The 14,436-nt window shown below is 61.8% G+C and carries 14 protein-coding genes; 8 read left to right on the top strand and 6 right to left on the bottom strand.

Annotated features, from left to right (window positions below; translation table 11 throughout):
- A partial coding sequence (locus tag RMO89_RS12145) for a hypothetical protein (protein ID WP_310533378.1) occupies window positions 1-566 on the bottom strand: 566 nt, incomplete at its 3' end.
- Between the two features lie 461 nt (window positions 567-1,027).
- Here RMO89_RS12145 and RMO89_RS12140 point away from each other — a divergent pair.
- The 3 genes from RMO89_RS12140 to RMO89_RS12130 all read left to right on the top strand — a co-directional run bounded on the left by RMO89_RS12140 (window position 1,028) and on the right by RMO89_RS12130 (window position 4,529).
- Window positions 1,028-2,812: a DEAD/DEAH box helicase gene (locus RMO89_RS12140; protein WP_310533377.1), complete on the top strand. Its 1,785-nt coding sequence runs from the start codon at window positions 1,028-1,030 to the stop codon at window positions 2,810-2,812.
- Window positions 2,809-3,261, top strand: coding sequence for a YaiI/YqxD family protein (locus tag RMO89_RS12135; protein ID WP_409035545.1), 453 nt, complete (start codon window positions 2,809-2,811; stop codon window positions 3,259-3,261). Before RMO89_RS12140 ends, RMO89_RS12135 begins: the two co-directional genes overlap by 4 nt.
- Window positions 3,262-3,491: 230 nt before the next feature.
- Complete coding sequence (locus RMO89_RS12130; RefSeq protein WP_310533376.1) at window positions 3,492-4,529, top strand: glycosyltransferase; 1,038 nt, start codon at window positions 3,492-3,494, stop codon at window positions 4,527-4,529.
- Between the two features lie 11 nt (window positions 4,530-4,540).
- Here RMO89_RS12130 and RMO89_RS12125 read toward each other — a convergent pair whose 3' ends face one another.
- A complete protein-coding gene (locus tag RMO89_RS12125; protein ID WP_310533375.1) occupies window positions 4,541-5,905 on the bottom strand; it encodes a lipopolysaccharide biosynthesis protein in 1,365 nt (454 codons plus the stop codon).
- Between the two features lie 76 nt (window positions 5,906-5,981).
- Between RMO89_RS12125 and RMO89_RS12120 the strand changes: the two genes are divergently transcribed.
- The 3 genes from RMO89_RS12120 to RMO89_RS12110 all read left to right on the top strand — a co-directional run bounded on the left by RMO89_RS12120 (window position 5,982) and on the right by RMO89_RS12110 (window position 7,834).
- The gene (locus RMO89_RS12120; RefSeq protein WP_310533374.1) at window positions 5,982-6,431 is read left to right on the top strand and encodes an acyltransferase; all 450 of its coding nucleotides are present in this window, start codon (window positions 5,982-5,984) and stop codon (window positions 6,429-6,431) included.
- Window positions 6,432-6,474: 43 nt separating this feature from the next.
- On the top strand, window positions 6,475-7,269 hold the full coding sequence (locus RMO89_RS12115) for an FkbM family methyltransferase (protein ID WP_310533373.1): 795 nt from the start codon (window positions 6,475-6,477) through the stop codon (window positions 7,267-7,269).
- 118 nt (window positions 7,270-7,387) lie between these two features.
- Window positions 7,388-7,834 (top strand): nitroreductase family deazaflavin-dependent oxidoreductase, encoded by a 447-nt coding sequence (locus RMO89_RS12110; protein WP_310533372.1) that lies wholly within the window; start codon window positions 7,388-7,390, stop codon window positions 7,832-7,834.
- Between the two features lie 36 nt (window positions 7,835-7,870).
- On the opposite strand, the gene secA is transcribed toward RMO89_RS12110, so the two are convergent.
- The 3 genes from secA to RMO89_RS12095 form a co-directional block, all read right to left on the bottom strand.
- Window positions 7,871-10,597, bottom strand: coding sequence for a preprotein translocase subunit SecA (gene secA, locus RMO89_RS12105; protein WP_310533371.1), 2,727 nt, complete (start codon window positions 10,595-10,597; stop codon window positions 7,871-7,873).
- Window positions 10,598-10,710: 113 nt separating this feature from the next.
- On the bottom strand, window positions 10,711-10,989 hold the full coding sequence (locus RMO89_RS12100) for a hypothetical protein (RefSeq protein WP_310533369.1): 279 nt from the start codon (window positions 10,987-10,989) through the stop codon (window positions 10,711-10,713).
- A gap of 52 nt (window positions 10,990-11,041) precedes the next feature.
- A complete protein-coding gene (locus tag RMO89_RS12095) occupies window positions 11,042-11,524 on the bottom strand; it encodes an energy transducer TonB (protein ID WP_310533368.1) in 483 nt (160 codons plus the stop codon).
- 304 nt (window positions 11,525-11,828) lie between these two features.
- On the opposite strand from RMO89_RS12095, the gene argJ reads away from it, so the two are divergent.
- Together argJ and RMO89_RS12085 are read left to right on the top strand one after the other, a co-directional pair.
- Window positions 11,829-13,055, top strand: coding sequence for a bifunctional glutamate N-acetyltransferase/amino-acid acetyltransferase ArgJ (gene argJ, locus RMO89_RS12090; protein WP_310533367.1), 1,227 nt, complete (start codon window positions 11,829-11,831; stop codon window positions 13,053-13,055).
- A gap of 32 nt (window positions 13,056-13,087) precedes the next feature.
- The gene (locus tag RMO89_RS12085) at window positions 13,088-13,855 is read left to right on the top strand and encodes an inositol monophosphatase family protein (RefSeq protein ID WP_310533380.1); all 768 of its coding nucleotides are present in this window, start codon (window positions 13,088-13,090) and stop codon (window positions 13,853-13,855) included.
- A 147-nt stretch (window positions 13,856-14,002) separates the two neighbouring features.
- Here RMO89_RS12085 and trxA read toward each other — a convergent pair whose 3' ends face one another.
- The gene (gene trxA / locus RMO89_RS12080) at window positions 14,003-14,323 is read right to left on the bottom strand and encodes a thioredoxin (protein WP_310533366.1); all 321 of its coding nucleotides are present in this window, start codon (window positions 14,321-14,323) and stop codon (window positions 14,003-14,005) included.
- Between the last annotated feature and the right edge of the window lie 113 nt (window positions 14,324-14,436).

The following is a 14,436-nucleotide window of genomic DNA, read 5'->3' as shown; positions in this document are numbered from 1 at the left end:
TTGCGCTTCACGTCGCCAAACCATGACTGCTGCGTCTGCGCCTTGTTGAATGCATCAATCGCGGCATCGAGCGCCGCAGTTGCGTTCAGGTCATCAATGCTGGCGTCTTCGTGCATGTCGGACAGCAGGCTGTCGTAAATGTCAGCCGGATCAATGCGCGGATAGGTGATGTCGCAAGGGCTTACCCATTCAAGGCCAGCGTCGGCGGCTTGATCAAGCTCTTGGAAATATTCATCACCGTCGAAGGCGCAATATGGCCCGCCATCGTCAGGCACTTCCACGGCAGCTTCTAGTCTTGCCTTGAACCGGCAGGACTCGCACCGCGTCCAGCCCTTCGGCGTTTCGCATTCGCAGGTGTCGCAGGTGTTATGGGTTCGGCAGGTATAGCAGTTCTCCGCTGCTTCGCGCGCCGCCTGATGTTTGCGCTCTTCCGTAGCGATATAGATCGCAGGCGAGTTCAGTCCGCCGCACTTCGGGCAGGCATAGAGGATCGGCTTCTTGTCTGGGTCATCGGCGCGCACCAGAACGATAGCTTCGATGCCGTGAGTTGTTTGTCCTTCCGCCATGTCACGCGGCTCCTTCGGTATGTGAGGGGTGGGATTTGAGACGTTCGATCTCGGCTAGAGTCACCATGCTCGATCCCCCTGGCATCGCGAGCAGGGGTAATCGCCGCATTCGGGGTCGCTGTAGGGACAAGGAAGCGGAGCAAGGATGCGCTTGATCTTTTGGATGACTGCCGAGATCAGTTTTCGTGCGCCCGCGGCCATCCGTAGAGATGCCAGTTGGACATCAGCCGGCAGCTTGTGTATGCGCCCAAATGTGAGGCATTCCCTCACCGGACGCCGCAGGATAGCGTCGGACATAGTAGGTAGTGAGGCTTTCCTAAGTACCTGAAATTTATCGCTAGTGGCTGAACTACTCAGGGAGCCATTTTTCTTCATCGCAATCAGCCGCGGCGATTCCGCACCTTGGTCTGTCAAGCGATGTTCCCAGCAGCCTGTGATGCTGCCCATCGAAGATAGAGACCATGACTTTCAACACGACTTTCACGCTGCTGGGCGATGCCTTGACCGCCCGCGGCTATGCCGCGCCCACCGCCGTTCAGGCCGCCGTTCTCGAACCCGAAGCGGTCGGCCGCGACCTTCTGGTGTCCGCCCAGACCGGCTCGGGCAAGACCGTCGCTTTCGGCCTCGCCATGGCGCCGCAATTGCTTGACGATGGCGGCCGCGCGCGTTTTACGATGGCGCCGCTGGCGCTGGTTGTTGCCCCCACCCGCGAACTGGCCCTGCAGGTCAGCCGCGAGCTTGAGTGGCTGTTCTCCGCCACCGGCGTACGCGTTGCCACCTGCGTTGGCGGCATGGACCCGTCAAAGGAACGCCGCGCACTCAGCCAAGGCGCGCACATTGTCGTGGGCACCCCCGGACGTCTGCGCGATCACCTTGAGCGCGGCTCGCTCGATCTGCGCGAACTCTCGGTCGCCGTCCTCGACGAGGCCGACGAAATGCTGGACATGGGCTTCCGCGAAGACCTTGAGGAACTGCTCGACGCCACGCCCGAAGGCCGCCGCACGCTGCTGTTTTCAGCGACGATGCCTAAACCGATCGTCGCGCTTGCCAAGCGCTACCAGCAGGATGCCCTGCGCATCTCGACCGTCGATTCGGAGCGCGGACACGGGGATATTGCCTATCAGGCGATGGCCGTTGCGCCGGCGGACATCGAAAACACCGTGGTCAACGTCCTGCGCCTGCACGAAGCCGAAACGGCGATGCTGTTCTGCGCCACGCGCGACAATGTCCGCCACCTTCACGCCAGCCTGACCGAGCGCGGCTTTGCCGCCGTCGCGCTTTCGGGCGAGCACAGCCAGAATGAGCGCAACCACGCGTTGCAGGCCCTGCGTGACCGACGCGCCCGCGTCTGCGTTGCCACTGACGTTGCTGCGCGCGGCATTGACCTTCCGACGCTGTCGCTGGTCGTCCACGTCGAGATCCCGCGCGATGCCGAAGTGCTTCAGCACCGTTCGGGCCGTACGGGCCGCGCCGGCAAGAAAGGCACGGCAATACTGATCGTGCCGTACCCGCGGCGCCGCCGTGTCGAATCGATGCTGCGCGATGCCCGCGTTCCGGCCGAATGGATCAACGCACCGTCAGCTGCCGAAATCCGCGCGGCTGACAGCGAGCGCCTGCTCTCCGCCCTGCTCGCGCCCGTAGAAGCCGGTGAAGGTGACCGTGAACTGGCCGCGCGCCTGCTCACCGAGCGCAGCGCTGAAGATATCGCCGTGGCCCTCGTCCAGGCGCACCGCTCGCGTCTGCCCCAGCCCGAGGAATTGCTCGCCGCCGAGGCTTCTGCCCCGCAGCGCGGTCCGCGTCCGGGTTTCGAAGGCAGCTCGTGGTTCCGGCTCAACGTCGGCCGCCGCCAGAACGCCGATCCGCGCTGGATCCTGCCGTTGCTTTGCCGCCGCGGCCATGTCAGCCGTTCCGACATTGGTGCGATCCGCCTGACCGCTGACGAGACCCTGTTCGAGATCGCCGGCCCAGCCGCCTCGCGCTTCCTCGATGCCGTAAAGCGCACCGCGGAAGAAGACCCCGATGTCGAGATCGTCGCGATCGAAGGCAAGCCGCGTGACGAAGCGCCGCGTTCGCACGAAGGCCGCCGCGACAATGCTCAAGGCAATCGCGTGCACCGCGATCGTGGCCCCCGCGATAATGGTCCGCGTGGCGATGGTCCTCCCCGCTCCGGCCCCGGTGGCGGCAAGCACGCGCCGCGCGCGCAAAAGAAGTTCGTCCACCGCAAGGGCCCCAAGACGCCCAAATGATCGCGATCCACGTCGATGCCGATGCCTGTCCGGTAAAGGAGGAGATCTACAAGGTCGCCTTCCGGCATGGTGTTCCGGTTACCGTCGTCAGCAACAGCCCGATCCGGGTGCCGCAGCACGAATTGATCAGCCGCGTCGTGGTGAGCGATGGCTTTGACGCGGCGGATGACTGGATTGCCGAGCGCGCCGCCCCAGGCACAGTCTGCATCACCGCCGATATCCTGCTCGCCGACCGCTGCCTCAAGGCCGGGGGCACCGCGATTTCGCCCAGTGGCAAGCCCTTCACGCTCAACTCCATCGGCAGCGCTATCGCCACCCGCGCGATCATGGCCGATCTGCGCGCGGGCGGGGACATAATCGGTGGCCCCGCGCCGTTCTCGAAGACTGATCGTTCGCGCTTCCTCTCGGCGCTTGATGAGGCGCTGGTCCGGCTCAAGCGTCACACCTGAACGATCGGCAGGTCATGGCCGATAAATGAAGTCGCCGGTGGCCTGAACTGAAAAAATTGAACTTCAGTCCGGTTCGGGAGCAGTTGTTCATCATGAACGAAGGGTGAGCTCGAGCCACCTGCCGAGACCCTGGCCGCGACAGCTGATTCACCCGGTACGATCCAAAAATTGCGTCCAAAATGAACGCACTACGCGTTTATGCCGGTTCGGGTTGACCCTATCCTGCGTGGATGAATGAAATCGAAAAAAGCGGTGAGGCTCGGCCTCTGATCAGCGTGGTGATCACCTGCTACAACCTTGCCGCCTACATTCGTGAAGCCATCGATTCCGTTCTTGCGCAGGAGTTAGCTGGCCCTTTCGAAATCATCGTCGTCGATGATTGCTCCACCGACGATAGCTCGAGCATTATTGCGACCTATTCCGAAGCACGGCTGGTTTCCACGTCAGTGAACGGCGGTGTCATGTTAGCCACTGTTGCCGGGGTTCAAGCCGCCCGGGGCGACATTGTTGCGCTGCTTGATGGTGACGATACGTGGGAGCCCGGCAAACTCGCAGCCGTGCGGGCGCAATTCGCCGACCCCCGCGTCGGCTTCGTGACACACGATCTGGTCTATGCCGACGCAGAATGCAGGCCTACAGATGCTCCCACTCGCCCCAGGGCAGTCCTGGGCCCGGCATCAGCGCCGCAGCGCGAAGCACTGTTGCGCGATGGCCTGCTAAACCTGGGCGATTACATCTGGCTTGGCAGCGCCTTCTCGTTCCGCAAGAGCCGGATCAAATGGGCCAATTTCATCGAATGGGTATTCACCCTGCCTGATCCACGCAACGTCTATCAGGATTGGCCGCTTGCCTATTGGATCGCTTTGCAGCGGGACGTGGGCATGGTCTACATCGACGAAAAGCTGTTCCGTTATCGCTTGCATGGCGCCAACCACAGCGGCGATGCCCGCACGGTGCAGAGGGCGGTGCGCAATTACCGCCGGGCCTTCCTGACCATTTCGGCGATCGAACAGCTGGCCCGCAGGGACGGCAGGGTCGCGGCAAAGACGCTCAGAATCGTAACGGCCCGCGTTGCACACAATGCGGCGCGATTGGCAGCCCACCTTCCCTATCAGCAGTTTTCTGCTGTCAGGCATCATGTCAGATCCCTGCCTGACCTGCGCGCCCGCGGCGTCATGCTTCGCGAGACTGTCGTTCTTGGCGCGCTTGTCGTTTTGGGTCCTTCGCTCGCAAGGCGGCTGAGCGCGGCCCGTAGCGCCTTTTCCTGAGAGCCTGATAGCTATTGGCGCTCTGCCCACCTCCAGCGGATGATCGAAGTATGTACCCCGAGTTGGCGATAGGCCGTGCGATCTGAAAGCACGGCTACGAAAGTGATTGAAACAAACTGGGCAAGTGCGCCGCCTACCCCGCCGAAACCCGACAGCAACAGAGCGACAGCGACGGATGCACCCACCGCGACGCCAATGGTGTAAATCAGGGTCAGAGCACGTTCCTGGCCAGCCATGGCGAGCAGGATCGGCCCCATCCCGAACAGGCTGAACGAAAGCTGCGTGAGGGCGATCACCGATAGCGGCGCCCATGCCCCTGCGTAAGCTTCACCGAATGCGAAGACCAGCAGCGGTTTGCCAAGCAGTATAACCCCGGCTGCCATCGCCACGGCTATTGCCGACATCGACCGGCTGACGCGGTCAAGCACGGCCTGAAGCGCGACCCTGTCGCCCGAATGGCTCAACCGCGAGATTTCCGGGGCCAGAATGTTATGAACAATGCTCAGCGGCAGCGTGAGAAGAGCCCCGCAGGACAGTGCCACGCGGTAAAGTCCCAGTTCGTCTCCCGGTGATAGCCAGCCGATAATGATCAGCCCATAGGTTCCGTCAAGCTGGCGCAGGATATCGATCATGCCGAGCGGGAGTGCCACTTTGAGCCAGGCCGGTCTGGCCTCAGGTCCCGTCACCAGCCGCTCGTGGTGGTCCGCTTGAAGAGTGGCTCGGCCAAACCAGACTTGGCTGACAGCAAATGCCACAATGGCCACGCTCAGCTGGATATACAGCACCTCGCTGACCGATACGCCGTGGCCGATCAGGACCGCAGGGACCAGAATTGCGAATAGGGTTGCGGGACGTCCCAGGATGTCCATGAACTGCCCTCGCCCCATTTGCCCTATTCCCCGCAGGCTGGAGGACAGTAGCGCGACCTGCGCGACGAAGGCAGTTAGCACCGCTCCTGTCAGCAGGTCCCTGCTTGCGATTCCGAGGAAGCCCCCGCGCCAGAACGCTACCAGCCCAGCGGCAGCAAGCAGCAAAAGCGAGGCGACCATCGAGCTGAACTGGAAACGCCTCGCCCGATCGCGGATCTCGCTCCAACAGCCGTGTGCGGAACGGATGGCGAAATCGCGCACAGCAAGCTGGGGAGTGCCGAGGAGGACGATGTTGACGAACAGGCCAGACAGAGAAATTACCAGGCCATAGACGCCGAAATCGCCCGGCCCCCACATCCGCGCGAGGATGACGCCAGTCCCGAAGGTGACAGCCATCCCGCACAGCCTGAGCGCAAGGCTCGCCAAGCCGAGCAGGAACACGCGCGGGGAATTGCGCAGCCGCTGCAGCTCGCCATGCACCGCGGCCGCGACACTATTCAAACGCATGTCATTGAAAGACCCTGTGTCTCGTCGCGAGTGCGGCTGATTGCATATGACCTCGCATTCTACTAGCCGTGCTGCCATGGCAAGCCGGGTTATCATTGCAGTCGGCCGACTTTTTCGGCGCGCGAGGGGCTACATGCTGTTCGGCAAGCGGGTCGAAATATTCGGCCCGTTCACCGTGCTGGTGCCCGGTGGCGTGCGATTGGGCCGGAATGTTGCAATCAACCACGGCGTATTCCTCAATGGCGGGTGCGGCATAGAAATCGGTGATGACGCGGTTCTGTCGGCCAGATGCATGATAATCGATGTTGGGCTCGATCCATCTACCTTCGGCGAGACAATTGCTTACCGAAATGCACCAATTCGGATCGGATCGCGCGCGTGGATCGGGGCAAGTGCGATTATCCTGCCCGGCGTCACGATTGGTGACGGGGCCATAATCGGCGCTGGTTCTGTCGTGACGCGGGACGTTCCTCAGGGACAGACATGGGCCGGCAATCCTGCGCGCGCCCTGCCCACGCGTTCTTGATTCTCGCGCGCTAAGCCGCGTCCAATTCACCTCAGGAAAAATCATGTCTCTGGTCAGTTTTATCCGGCGCCGGCAACTCAATCCGTTGTGGGAGCATCTTCATCTGGTCGCGCTGGTAGGAATGAACTTCTGGGCTTCGGCCTTCGACAGTTCGGGAGAAAAAGAGGCGATCGACTTCGTCCGTCAGAGGCTGAAAGGCATCCAGGCCCCGGTCATTTTCGACATCGGCGCGAATGTCGGGGAGTTCAGCCAGCACTGTCAGGCAGGGTTTGGCCCAGGATGCAGGATTCATGCGTTCGAACCGGCCAGCTCGACATATGCCGAGCTTGTCCGGCGCACCCGGAACTCTTGCGCTTCCGTTGAAGCCCATCGCCTTGGCGTCAGCGATGCCGAAGGGACCGCCGTCCTCCATTCATCGGAAGCCTGTTCAACCATTGCCTCGTTGGTCGAACTCGAACGTCCGATCCGACCGTTCGATGCCGCACTTGACGAGAAAGTTGATCTGACGACGATTGATGCCTTCAGCGCCAGCCGGGACATCGAGCGGATCCATTTCCTCAAGCTTGACATCGAGGGCCACGAACTCGCCGCCCTGAAGGGCGCGCGGACTATGCTCGCAGAGGGCCGCATCGATTGCGTGCAGTTCGAATTCGGTGAGAACAACATCAGTTCTCGGACCTTCCTGAACGATTTCGTCAAGCTGCTATCGGCCTTCGATCTCTTCCGGATCGTACCCGGCGGTCCCGTTGCCTGGACTTACAAAGGCGGCGCAAGCGAGCTTTTCGCCACGATGAACTACCTTGCAGTTCGGCGAGGCGTCGAAGCATCATCAAACTGACAGACCTCAATACTAATTCGCATTAGCGAATAATCATTCCCCTTTTCGATCTTTCTGGACAAGCGCCGGGTCGCCGTGGCATTTCAGCGGGGAGCCAGAATGCGTTTGGGAGAAGCCAGTGGTCGATACGTCGAAAGTCCAGTCCGTGCCGGGCACCGACCTCAGCCTGAAGGGTGAGGAGCACGTCCGCGTTTACCGCGAGACCAATGGCGAAACCGGCTATATCTGGAACGGGGTCACCACACTTTTGCTCACTTTCACCGGCCGCAAGAGCAAGCAGAAGCGGACCATCGCAATCATCTATACCCAGGTCGGCGACGCGCCGGTGATCATCGCCAGCAAGGGCGGCTGGCCCGAACACCCGCAGTGGTATCTCAACCTGCTTGAGGACCCTGCCTGCGAAGTCCAGATCAAGGACCGCGTGTTCAAGGCTCGCGCACGCACGGCGGAGTCGCCCGAGCGCGAGGAAATCTGGGCCGAATGCGTGACGAATTGGCCGAATTACGACATCTACCAGTCACGCACCGACCGTCTGATCCCGGTGGTTGTGCTGGACCCGATGTAAGACGAGCCCCGGCCGAGACCGGGGCGCCTCATCTTATCAGGCAGCCGCCCCGTGGCAGTGCTTGTACTTCGCGCCTGAACCACAGGGGCACGGCGCATTGCGCGACAGGCCCAGCGCTTCGTAAGGATCCTTGCCCAGCGCGGCATGCTCAGCCGTCGGCGCGGCCGTGCCGAGCGTTGCCAGCATGGCTTCTGACCCGACTAGCGGCTTGTATCCATCGTTCTCACCGGTAAACGGATCAATGTGACCGGTCAGGAAGTCCGGCAGGTCGGGCAGCTCAGGCGGCGGGGCGAATTGCAACTGGCTTGTCGACAGGATCTTGGTCACGTCCTCGCGGATCGCCTCAAGCATGCGCTCGAACAGGCTGAACGCTTCGCGCTTGTACTCGTTGATCGGCTGCTTCTGCGCATAGGCGCGCAGGAACACCACCTGCCGCAGTGCGTCGAGCGTGGCGAGGTGTTCCTTCCAGTAATGGTCGAGCCGTTCGAGCAGGACGCTCTTTTCGACCTGACGCCAGATCTCCTGATTATCGATCATCTTGGCGTCCATCGCCTCGTCGGCAAGTCTGGACACGCGTTCCTCGACCTCTTCGGGATCGATGCCGTCTTCCTCGATCCATGCCTCGAAGGGAATTTCAATGCCTAGCACGTCAGCAAGGCGTTCCTTCAGGCCGGCGACGTCCCACTGTTCAGGATAGGACCCGGGAGGGCAGGCATCGCCGACCAGTGCGTTGACGGTATCGCGGCGCATGTCGACGACGACTTCGTCCACCGCATCGGCGTCCATGATGTCGGCGCGCTGTTCGTAGATCACCTTGCGCTGGTCGTTCATCACGTCATCGTATTCGACGACCTGCTTGCGGATGTCGTAGTTGCGCGCCTCAACCTTCTTCTGCGCGGTCTCGATCGCCTTCGACAGCCACTTCGATCCGATCGCCTCGCCATCGGCAAGGTTCGAATTCATCATGCGGCTGAACAGGGTGTCCGGCCCGAAGATACGCAGCAGGTCATCCTCGAGGCAGAGGTAGAACTTCGACATGCCCGGATCGCCCTGACGGCCCGAACGGCCGCGCAGCTGGTTATCGATGCGGCGGCTTTCGTGGCGTTCGGTGCCGATCACGCAGAGCCCGCCGGCGGCCAGGACTGCCTCCTTTTCGGCGGCGACTTCGGCCTTGATGCGTTCGACCCCGGCATCATGCTTGTCGCCTTCAGGAATATCCTTGAGCTCGTCGTTGATGCGGAATTCGGCATTGCCGCCGAGCTGAATGTCGGTGCCACGGCCAGCCATGTTGGTGGCGACTGTCACCGCGCCAAGCCGTCCGGCCTGTGCAACGATGTGGGCTTCCATTTCGTGGAACCGTGCGTTGAGAACGGCGTGCTTGACGCCTTCCTTGTTGAGGTAATCGGACAGCAGCTCGCTCTTCTCGATCGAGACCGTGCCGACCAGCACCGGCTGGCCGCTGTCGCTGCGTTCGCGAATCAGCTTGGCGATGGCGGCGAACTTGTCAGCCGTGTTCTTGTAGAATTCGTCCTCATCATCGATGCGCTTGACCGGGATATTGGTCGGGATGGTGACGACGTTCATCTTGTAGATGTCGAAGAATTCGGCCGCTTCGGTCGCCGCCGTGCCGGTCATGCCGCCCAGCTTGGGGTACATGCGGAAATAGTTCTGGAAGGTAATCGAGGCCATGGTCTGGTTCTCGGGCTCGATCTGGACGCCTTCCTTGGCCTCAACCGCCTGGTGCAGACCGTTCGACCAGCGGCGGCCATCCATCTTGCGACCGGTGAACTCGTCGATGATCACGATCTTGCCGTCTTCGACCACATAGTCATCGTCGCGCTTGAACATGATCACGGCACGCAGCGCTTCGTTGAGGTGATGGACGACCTGCGTGTTCTCCACATCGTAGAGGTTCGACCCTTCGAGCAGCCCGGCATTTTCCAGCTCGCGCTCGGCCCATTCGACGCCGTCTTCGGTCAGGGTGATCGACTTGGTCTTCTCGTCCTTTTCGTAAAGCTCCTCGGGCAGGCGCTTCACGATGGCGTCGACCGAGACGTAGAGGTCGCTCTTGTCGTCAGTCGGCCCGGAGATGATCAGCGGAGTGCGCGCTTCGTCGATCAGGATTGAATCGACCTCGTCGACGATGGCGAAGTTGAAGGGGCGGTGCACCATTTGCGACCGCTCGTGCTTCATGTTGTCGCGCAGGTAATCGAAGCCGAGTTCGTTGTTCGTCGCGTAGGTAATGTCGGATTCGTAGGCGACGCGGCGCTCTTCCTCTACCAGGTTGGGCACGATCACGCCCACGGTCAGGCCGAGGAACTTGTAGATCTGGCCCATCCAGTCGGCGTCGCGGCGGGCAAGGTAATCGTTGACCGTGACGACGTGGACGCCCTTGCCCTCGATGGCGTTGAGATAGACCGCCAGCGTTGCCACCAGCGTCTTGCCCTCACCCGTACGCATTTCGGCAATTTCGCCGCGATGGAGCACGATGCCGCCGATCATCTGGACGTCGAAATGCCGCATGCCGAGAACACGCTTCGACGCCTCGCGCACCGTGGCGAAGGCTTCGGGCAGGATATCGTCGAGCGATTGTCCTTCGATCAGCTGGGCGCGGAACTTGTCGGTCTGGGCGCGCAGTTCATCGTCGGTCAGGGCTTCGAGCGTGGGTTCATAAGCCGCGATCTGACGAACGATCTTGTCGAGGGACTTGACATAACGGTCGTTGGACGAGCCGAAAATGCGCTTGGCAATGGCGCCGATCATAGGGATTTCCTGAATTTACGGGGGCGCCGTCGGGCGCGAAAATGCGATGGAATTGAAGCAGGTGTCAGGCGCAGGCGTGCGCTGACGGACAACCATAGGGTTGAAAACCGACGCTATTCGCGCGCGCGGTCGCTTCCGAGCTGGACTGCGGGGATATAGACCGGGCGTTTGCGTTCCGCCGCAGCGGGGGTACAATCGCGATCTTTCCGGTCAGGTTTGGCCACAGCGGCAGCGCTTGGCGCCACCTGAGCAGTGAGCGCCTGGCGCTGGACCCGAACGGAAGAAACCGCCCCGACCTGCTCGCTCCCGACCCCACACATGCGCGCCTGAACCGGCGCGCCTTGCGCGACGAGCCCCATGAGGGCGAGAAAGGCGAGAATGATACGCTTCATCGGAGGCTGCAAGATAGGGCTTTGTAACGGCAAGGTCCAGTCCTGACGAAAATCAATCAACCGGTACCACATCAACCCTGATCGTGGTCACGACGCGGCGCTTGATTGGATTGCCGGATTGATCGCGATAGGGGAGCATCTTCCTGACACCGCACTGTCTCGCACCGGCAACCCCGCCCGGCATATCCTCCGACGATTTTTCAATCCGGCAATCGCTCATTGTGCCGTCCTCGTTGACGAGCATGCTCATCACCGCTTCGCCGGGATTTGGACCAGCGCGCGGGACGTCGCTCGGAATGACCCAGCGCACTGCGTTCTGGTAAGTGCCCTGAACAGGCTTCCCTCGCGTGTTGAGAGCTGGCGTAAACCGGGCTCGCTCCCTGACCAATCTGCATGTGGCCTCATCAAGAGCGGGCGAACCAGCGCTTTGCACGATAATGCATTCACTGACGCGACCGACCGTATCCACAATGGCTCGGAACCGAACCGTACCGGTTATCCGCTCACGCAAGGCTGAGGCGGGATAGTCGCTCATCGTGACCCATTGCGCCGGGCTACTTTCTGGTCTCGCCGGACGCGGCAGGCCAGATGGCTGTGATGGAACCGACAGATAAGCTCCGGGCTGCGGCGGAGTAGCCTGGACTCCGTTGACACGCGCGAGGGGCGCCGAGGTTAGCATCAGCAGCGAAACGGCGATGAACATGATCGAGACCTTCCTCTCGCCCAAAAATGCAACGTCTTATGATTGCGAACAAATTCCGTGCGGGAGTGTTAGTAACGAGGCCGGACGAAAGGGCAATACTTGCTCACCCTGCCAAGCATCAATAAGGGCTTTGGCCATGTCCGACGCCGTCTCCCCGCTCGCCTCGCCCTTCCCCGTCATGCCGCCGATCGCCGGCGTCAAGCTGCGCGTCGCCCGCGCCGGGTACAAGGACTGGGGCCGCTGCGACCTGACCTTTGCCGAACTGGCCGAGGGCACGGCGGTGGCCGGCGTGTTCACTCGCAACGTCTGCTGTTCCAGCGAAGTCGAACTGGGCCGCGAGCAGGTCAAAGCCGGTCGCGCACGGGCATTGGTGGTCAATGCCGGCAATTCCAACGCCTTCACCGGCTATCGCGGGCGCGAAGCGGTCGAGCAGATCATGAAACAGGTTGCCGATGGTCTTAGCTGCGAAGCGGACGAAGTCTTCGTCTCTTCCACCGGCGTGATCGGCGTACCCCTACCCAAGGACAAGGCGCGCGAAGGCGTGGCAGCGGCGCTTGTTGCACCTCAGTGTTCATGGGAGGATGCGGCCAGAACTATCGGAACTACCGATACTTTCTCTAAGGGCGCCACCGCCCAAGCCGTGGTCGATGGCCGCACGGTCACACTCTGCGCCATCATCAAGGGCAGCGGCATGATCGCGCCCGACATGGCGACGATGCTCGGTTACATTTTTACCGATGCCGCCGTTTCGCCCGCGTTCCTGCAAGAATGCCTGTCAGCCGCGAACCGTTCGTCCTTCTCGTGCATCACGGTCGATAGCGACACCTCGACGAGCGACACCGTGCTGGCCTTCGCTACCGGCAAGGCGGGCAATGCGCCGTTGACCGGGTTCGACAGCCCCGGCGCCGATGCCTTTGCAAGCGCCCTGCATGACGTCTGCAAGCAGCTTGCTCACCTCGTCGTGAAGGATGGCGAAGGCGCGCAGAAGTTCATTACCATTTCGGTGACCGGAGCGATCAATGACGAGAGCGCCCGCAAGGTAGGTCTTGCTATCGCCAACTCCCCGCTGGTCAAGACCGCGATCGCTGGCGAGGATGCCAACTGGGGCCGCGTTGTCATGGCCGTGGGCAAGGCGGGCGAACCTGCCGACCGCGATAAGCTCTCGATCGGTTTCGGCGGCACCTGGGCGGCGCGCGATGGCCTGCCGCTAGCCGATTATGACGAAGCGCCAGTCGCCGCGCATCTCAAGGGCCGCGAAGTGACCATCGAGGTCGACCTCGGCCTTGGCGATGGCCGCGCGACAGTATGGACCTGCGACCTGACGCACGGCTACATTTCAATCAACGCGGACTACCGCTCTTGAGCGAGGCCCTCACCCGCGAAGTCCACCAGCTGATGCAGCTGGCGAGCGAAATGGCGATCCTGCCGCACTATCAGTCGCTCACCGCCGATCAGATCAACGCCAAGGCGCTGGATGACGTGGTCACTGTCGCCGATCACGCGGCAGAAGCGATCCTTGCCGAAGGTCTCGGCAAACTGCTGCCCGAAGCGGCAGTCGTCGGCGAGGAGGCCTGCCACGCCGACCCGTCGCTGATGGAGAGCCTGTCTGAAGACCTGTGCTGGATCATCGATCCGCTTGACGGGACCAACAATTTTGCTGCCGGTAAGCTGCCGTTCGGCGTGCTGGTCGCGCTGGCCGAGCGGGGAGAAACCATCGGTGGATGGATCTATGACTGCCTGTCGGGTCGCTTTTGCCATGCGCAGTTCGGCAAGGGCGCATACGTTGATGGGGAGCGAATTTACGCGCGGCCCAGCGGCGAAAATCCGCCAATTGCCGCGATTTCGCTTGTCTTCGCCGACCCTGATCGACGTGAGGCGCTGAAGACCGGGATCGCCCCGCACTACACCTGCGTCGACATCCCGCGCTGCGCTGCCGAGCAATGGCCCCGGCTGGCGTTGGGGATCAACGATGTCTCAATCTTCGAGCGCACGCTGGCCTGGGATCATGCCGCAGGCGTGCTGCTGCTTAACGAGGCTGGCGGCAAGGCGGCACGGCCCGATGGCCGCGCCTACCGCGTTGACGCGCATTTGCAGAAAGGCCTGATCGGCGCGTCCAGTCCTGCCTTGTGGGATGAACTGGCTGCGCGGATGGCGTTGATTTGAAAATCCTCCCTGAGCTTTGCTCGGGGAGGTGGCAGTCCGAAGGACTGACGGAGGGGTGTCGGCGCAGCCGCACGGACAGCGCCATTACCCCTCCACCATCGCTGTGCGATGGTCCCCCTCCCCAAGCAAGCTCAGGGAGGATTGAGTTTAAATCACGCTTTCGATCCAGCTCTTGATCTGGCTTTTCGGCGCGGCGCCCAGCTTGTGCGCGACAACTTCGCCGTTCTTGATCAGCACCATCAGCGGGATCGACTGCACGCCGAACTTGGCGGCGGTGTCAGTGTTCTCCATGATATCGACCTTGGCGATGGTCAGTTCGCCAGCCATTTCCTCGGAGATTTCCTCAAGGCTCGGGCCGATCATCTTGCACGGACCGCACCAGTCCGCCCAGAAATCGACGAGCACCGGCTTGTCGGACTTGAGCACGTCGGCTTCGAAGCTGGCGTCGGTAACGGCGATGGTCGGCATGGGAATGTCTCCTGATTTGTTGCGGCCAATTTAGGCACTCGGCGGGCGGACGCAACTCCCGGCCAGCGAAAGGTTTACTCGGGCGCGGACAAGCCGGGCTTGAACCGCGCCAG

Origin of the sequence: Novosphingobium sp. (genome assembly GCF_031424035.1) — a bacterium.
GTDB lineage: Bacteria > Pseudomonadota > Alphaproteobacteria > Sphingomonadales > Sphingomonadaceae > Novosphingobium.
The sequence above is the reverse complement of the archived record's forward strand: the minus strand, read 5'-3'. Positions and strand labels throughout refer to the sequence as shown.

Bases quoted from the DNA above. Each gene is read 5' to 3' on its own strand.
- RMO89_RS12135 (WP_409035545.1), top strand. From the start codon at position 2,809: ATGATCGCGATCCACGTCGATGCCGATGCCTGTCCGGTAAAGGAGGAG.
- RMO89_RS12100 (WP_310533369.1), bottom strand. From the start codon at position 10,989: ATGAAGCGTATCATTCTCGCCTTTCTCGCCCTCATGGGGCTCGTCGCG.
- RMO89_RS12125 (WP_310533375.1), bottom strand. From the start codon at position 5,905: ATGCGTTTGAATAGTGTCGCGGCCGCGGTGCATGGCGAGCTGCAGCGG.
- RMO89_RS12130 (WP_310533376.1), top strand. From the start codon at position 3,492: ATGAATGAAATCGAAAAAAGCGGTGAGGCTCGGCCTCTGATCAGCGTG.
- RMO89_RS12120 (WP_310533374.1), top strand. From the start codon at position 5,982: ATGGCAAGCCGGGTTATCATTGCAGTCGGCCGACTTTTTCGGCGCGCG.
- RMO89_RS12115 (WP_310533373.1), top strand. From the start codon at position 6,475: ATGTCTCTGGTCAGTTTTATCCGGCGCCGGCAACTCAATCCGTTGTGG.
- RMO89_RS12085 (WP_310533380.1), top strand. From the start codon at position 13,088: ATGCAGCTGGCGAGCGAAATGGCGATCCTGCCGCACTATCAGTCGCTC.
- argJ (WP_310533367.1), top strand. From the start codon at position 11,829: ATGTCCGACGCCGTCTCCCCGCTCGCCTCGCCCTTCCCCGTCATGCCG.
- RMO89_RS12095 (WP_310533368.1), bottom strand. From the start codon at position 11,524: ATGAGCGACTATCCCGCCTCAGCCTTGCGTGAGCGGATAACCGGTACG.
- trxA (WP_310533366.1), bottom strand. From the start codon at position 14,323: ATGCCGACCATCGCCGTTACCGACGCCAGCTTCGAAGCCGACGTGCTC.
- RMO89_RS12140 (WP_310533377.1), top strand. From the start codon at position 1,028: ATGACTTTCAACACGACTTTCACGCTGCTGGGCGATGCCTTGACCGCC.
- secA (WP_310533371.1), bottom strand. From the start codon at position 10,597: ATGATCGGCGCCATTGCCAAGCGCATTTTCGGCTCGTCCAACGACCGT.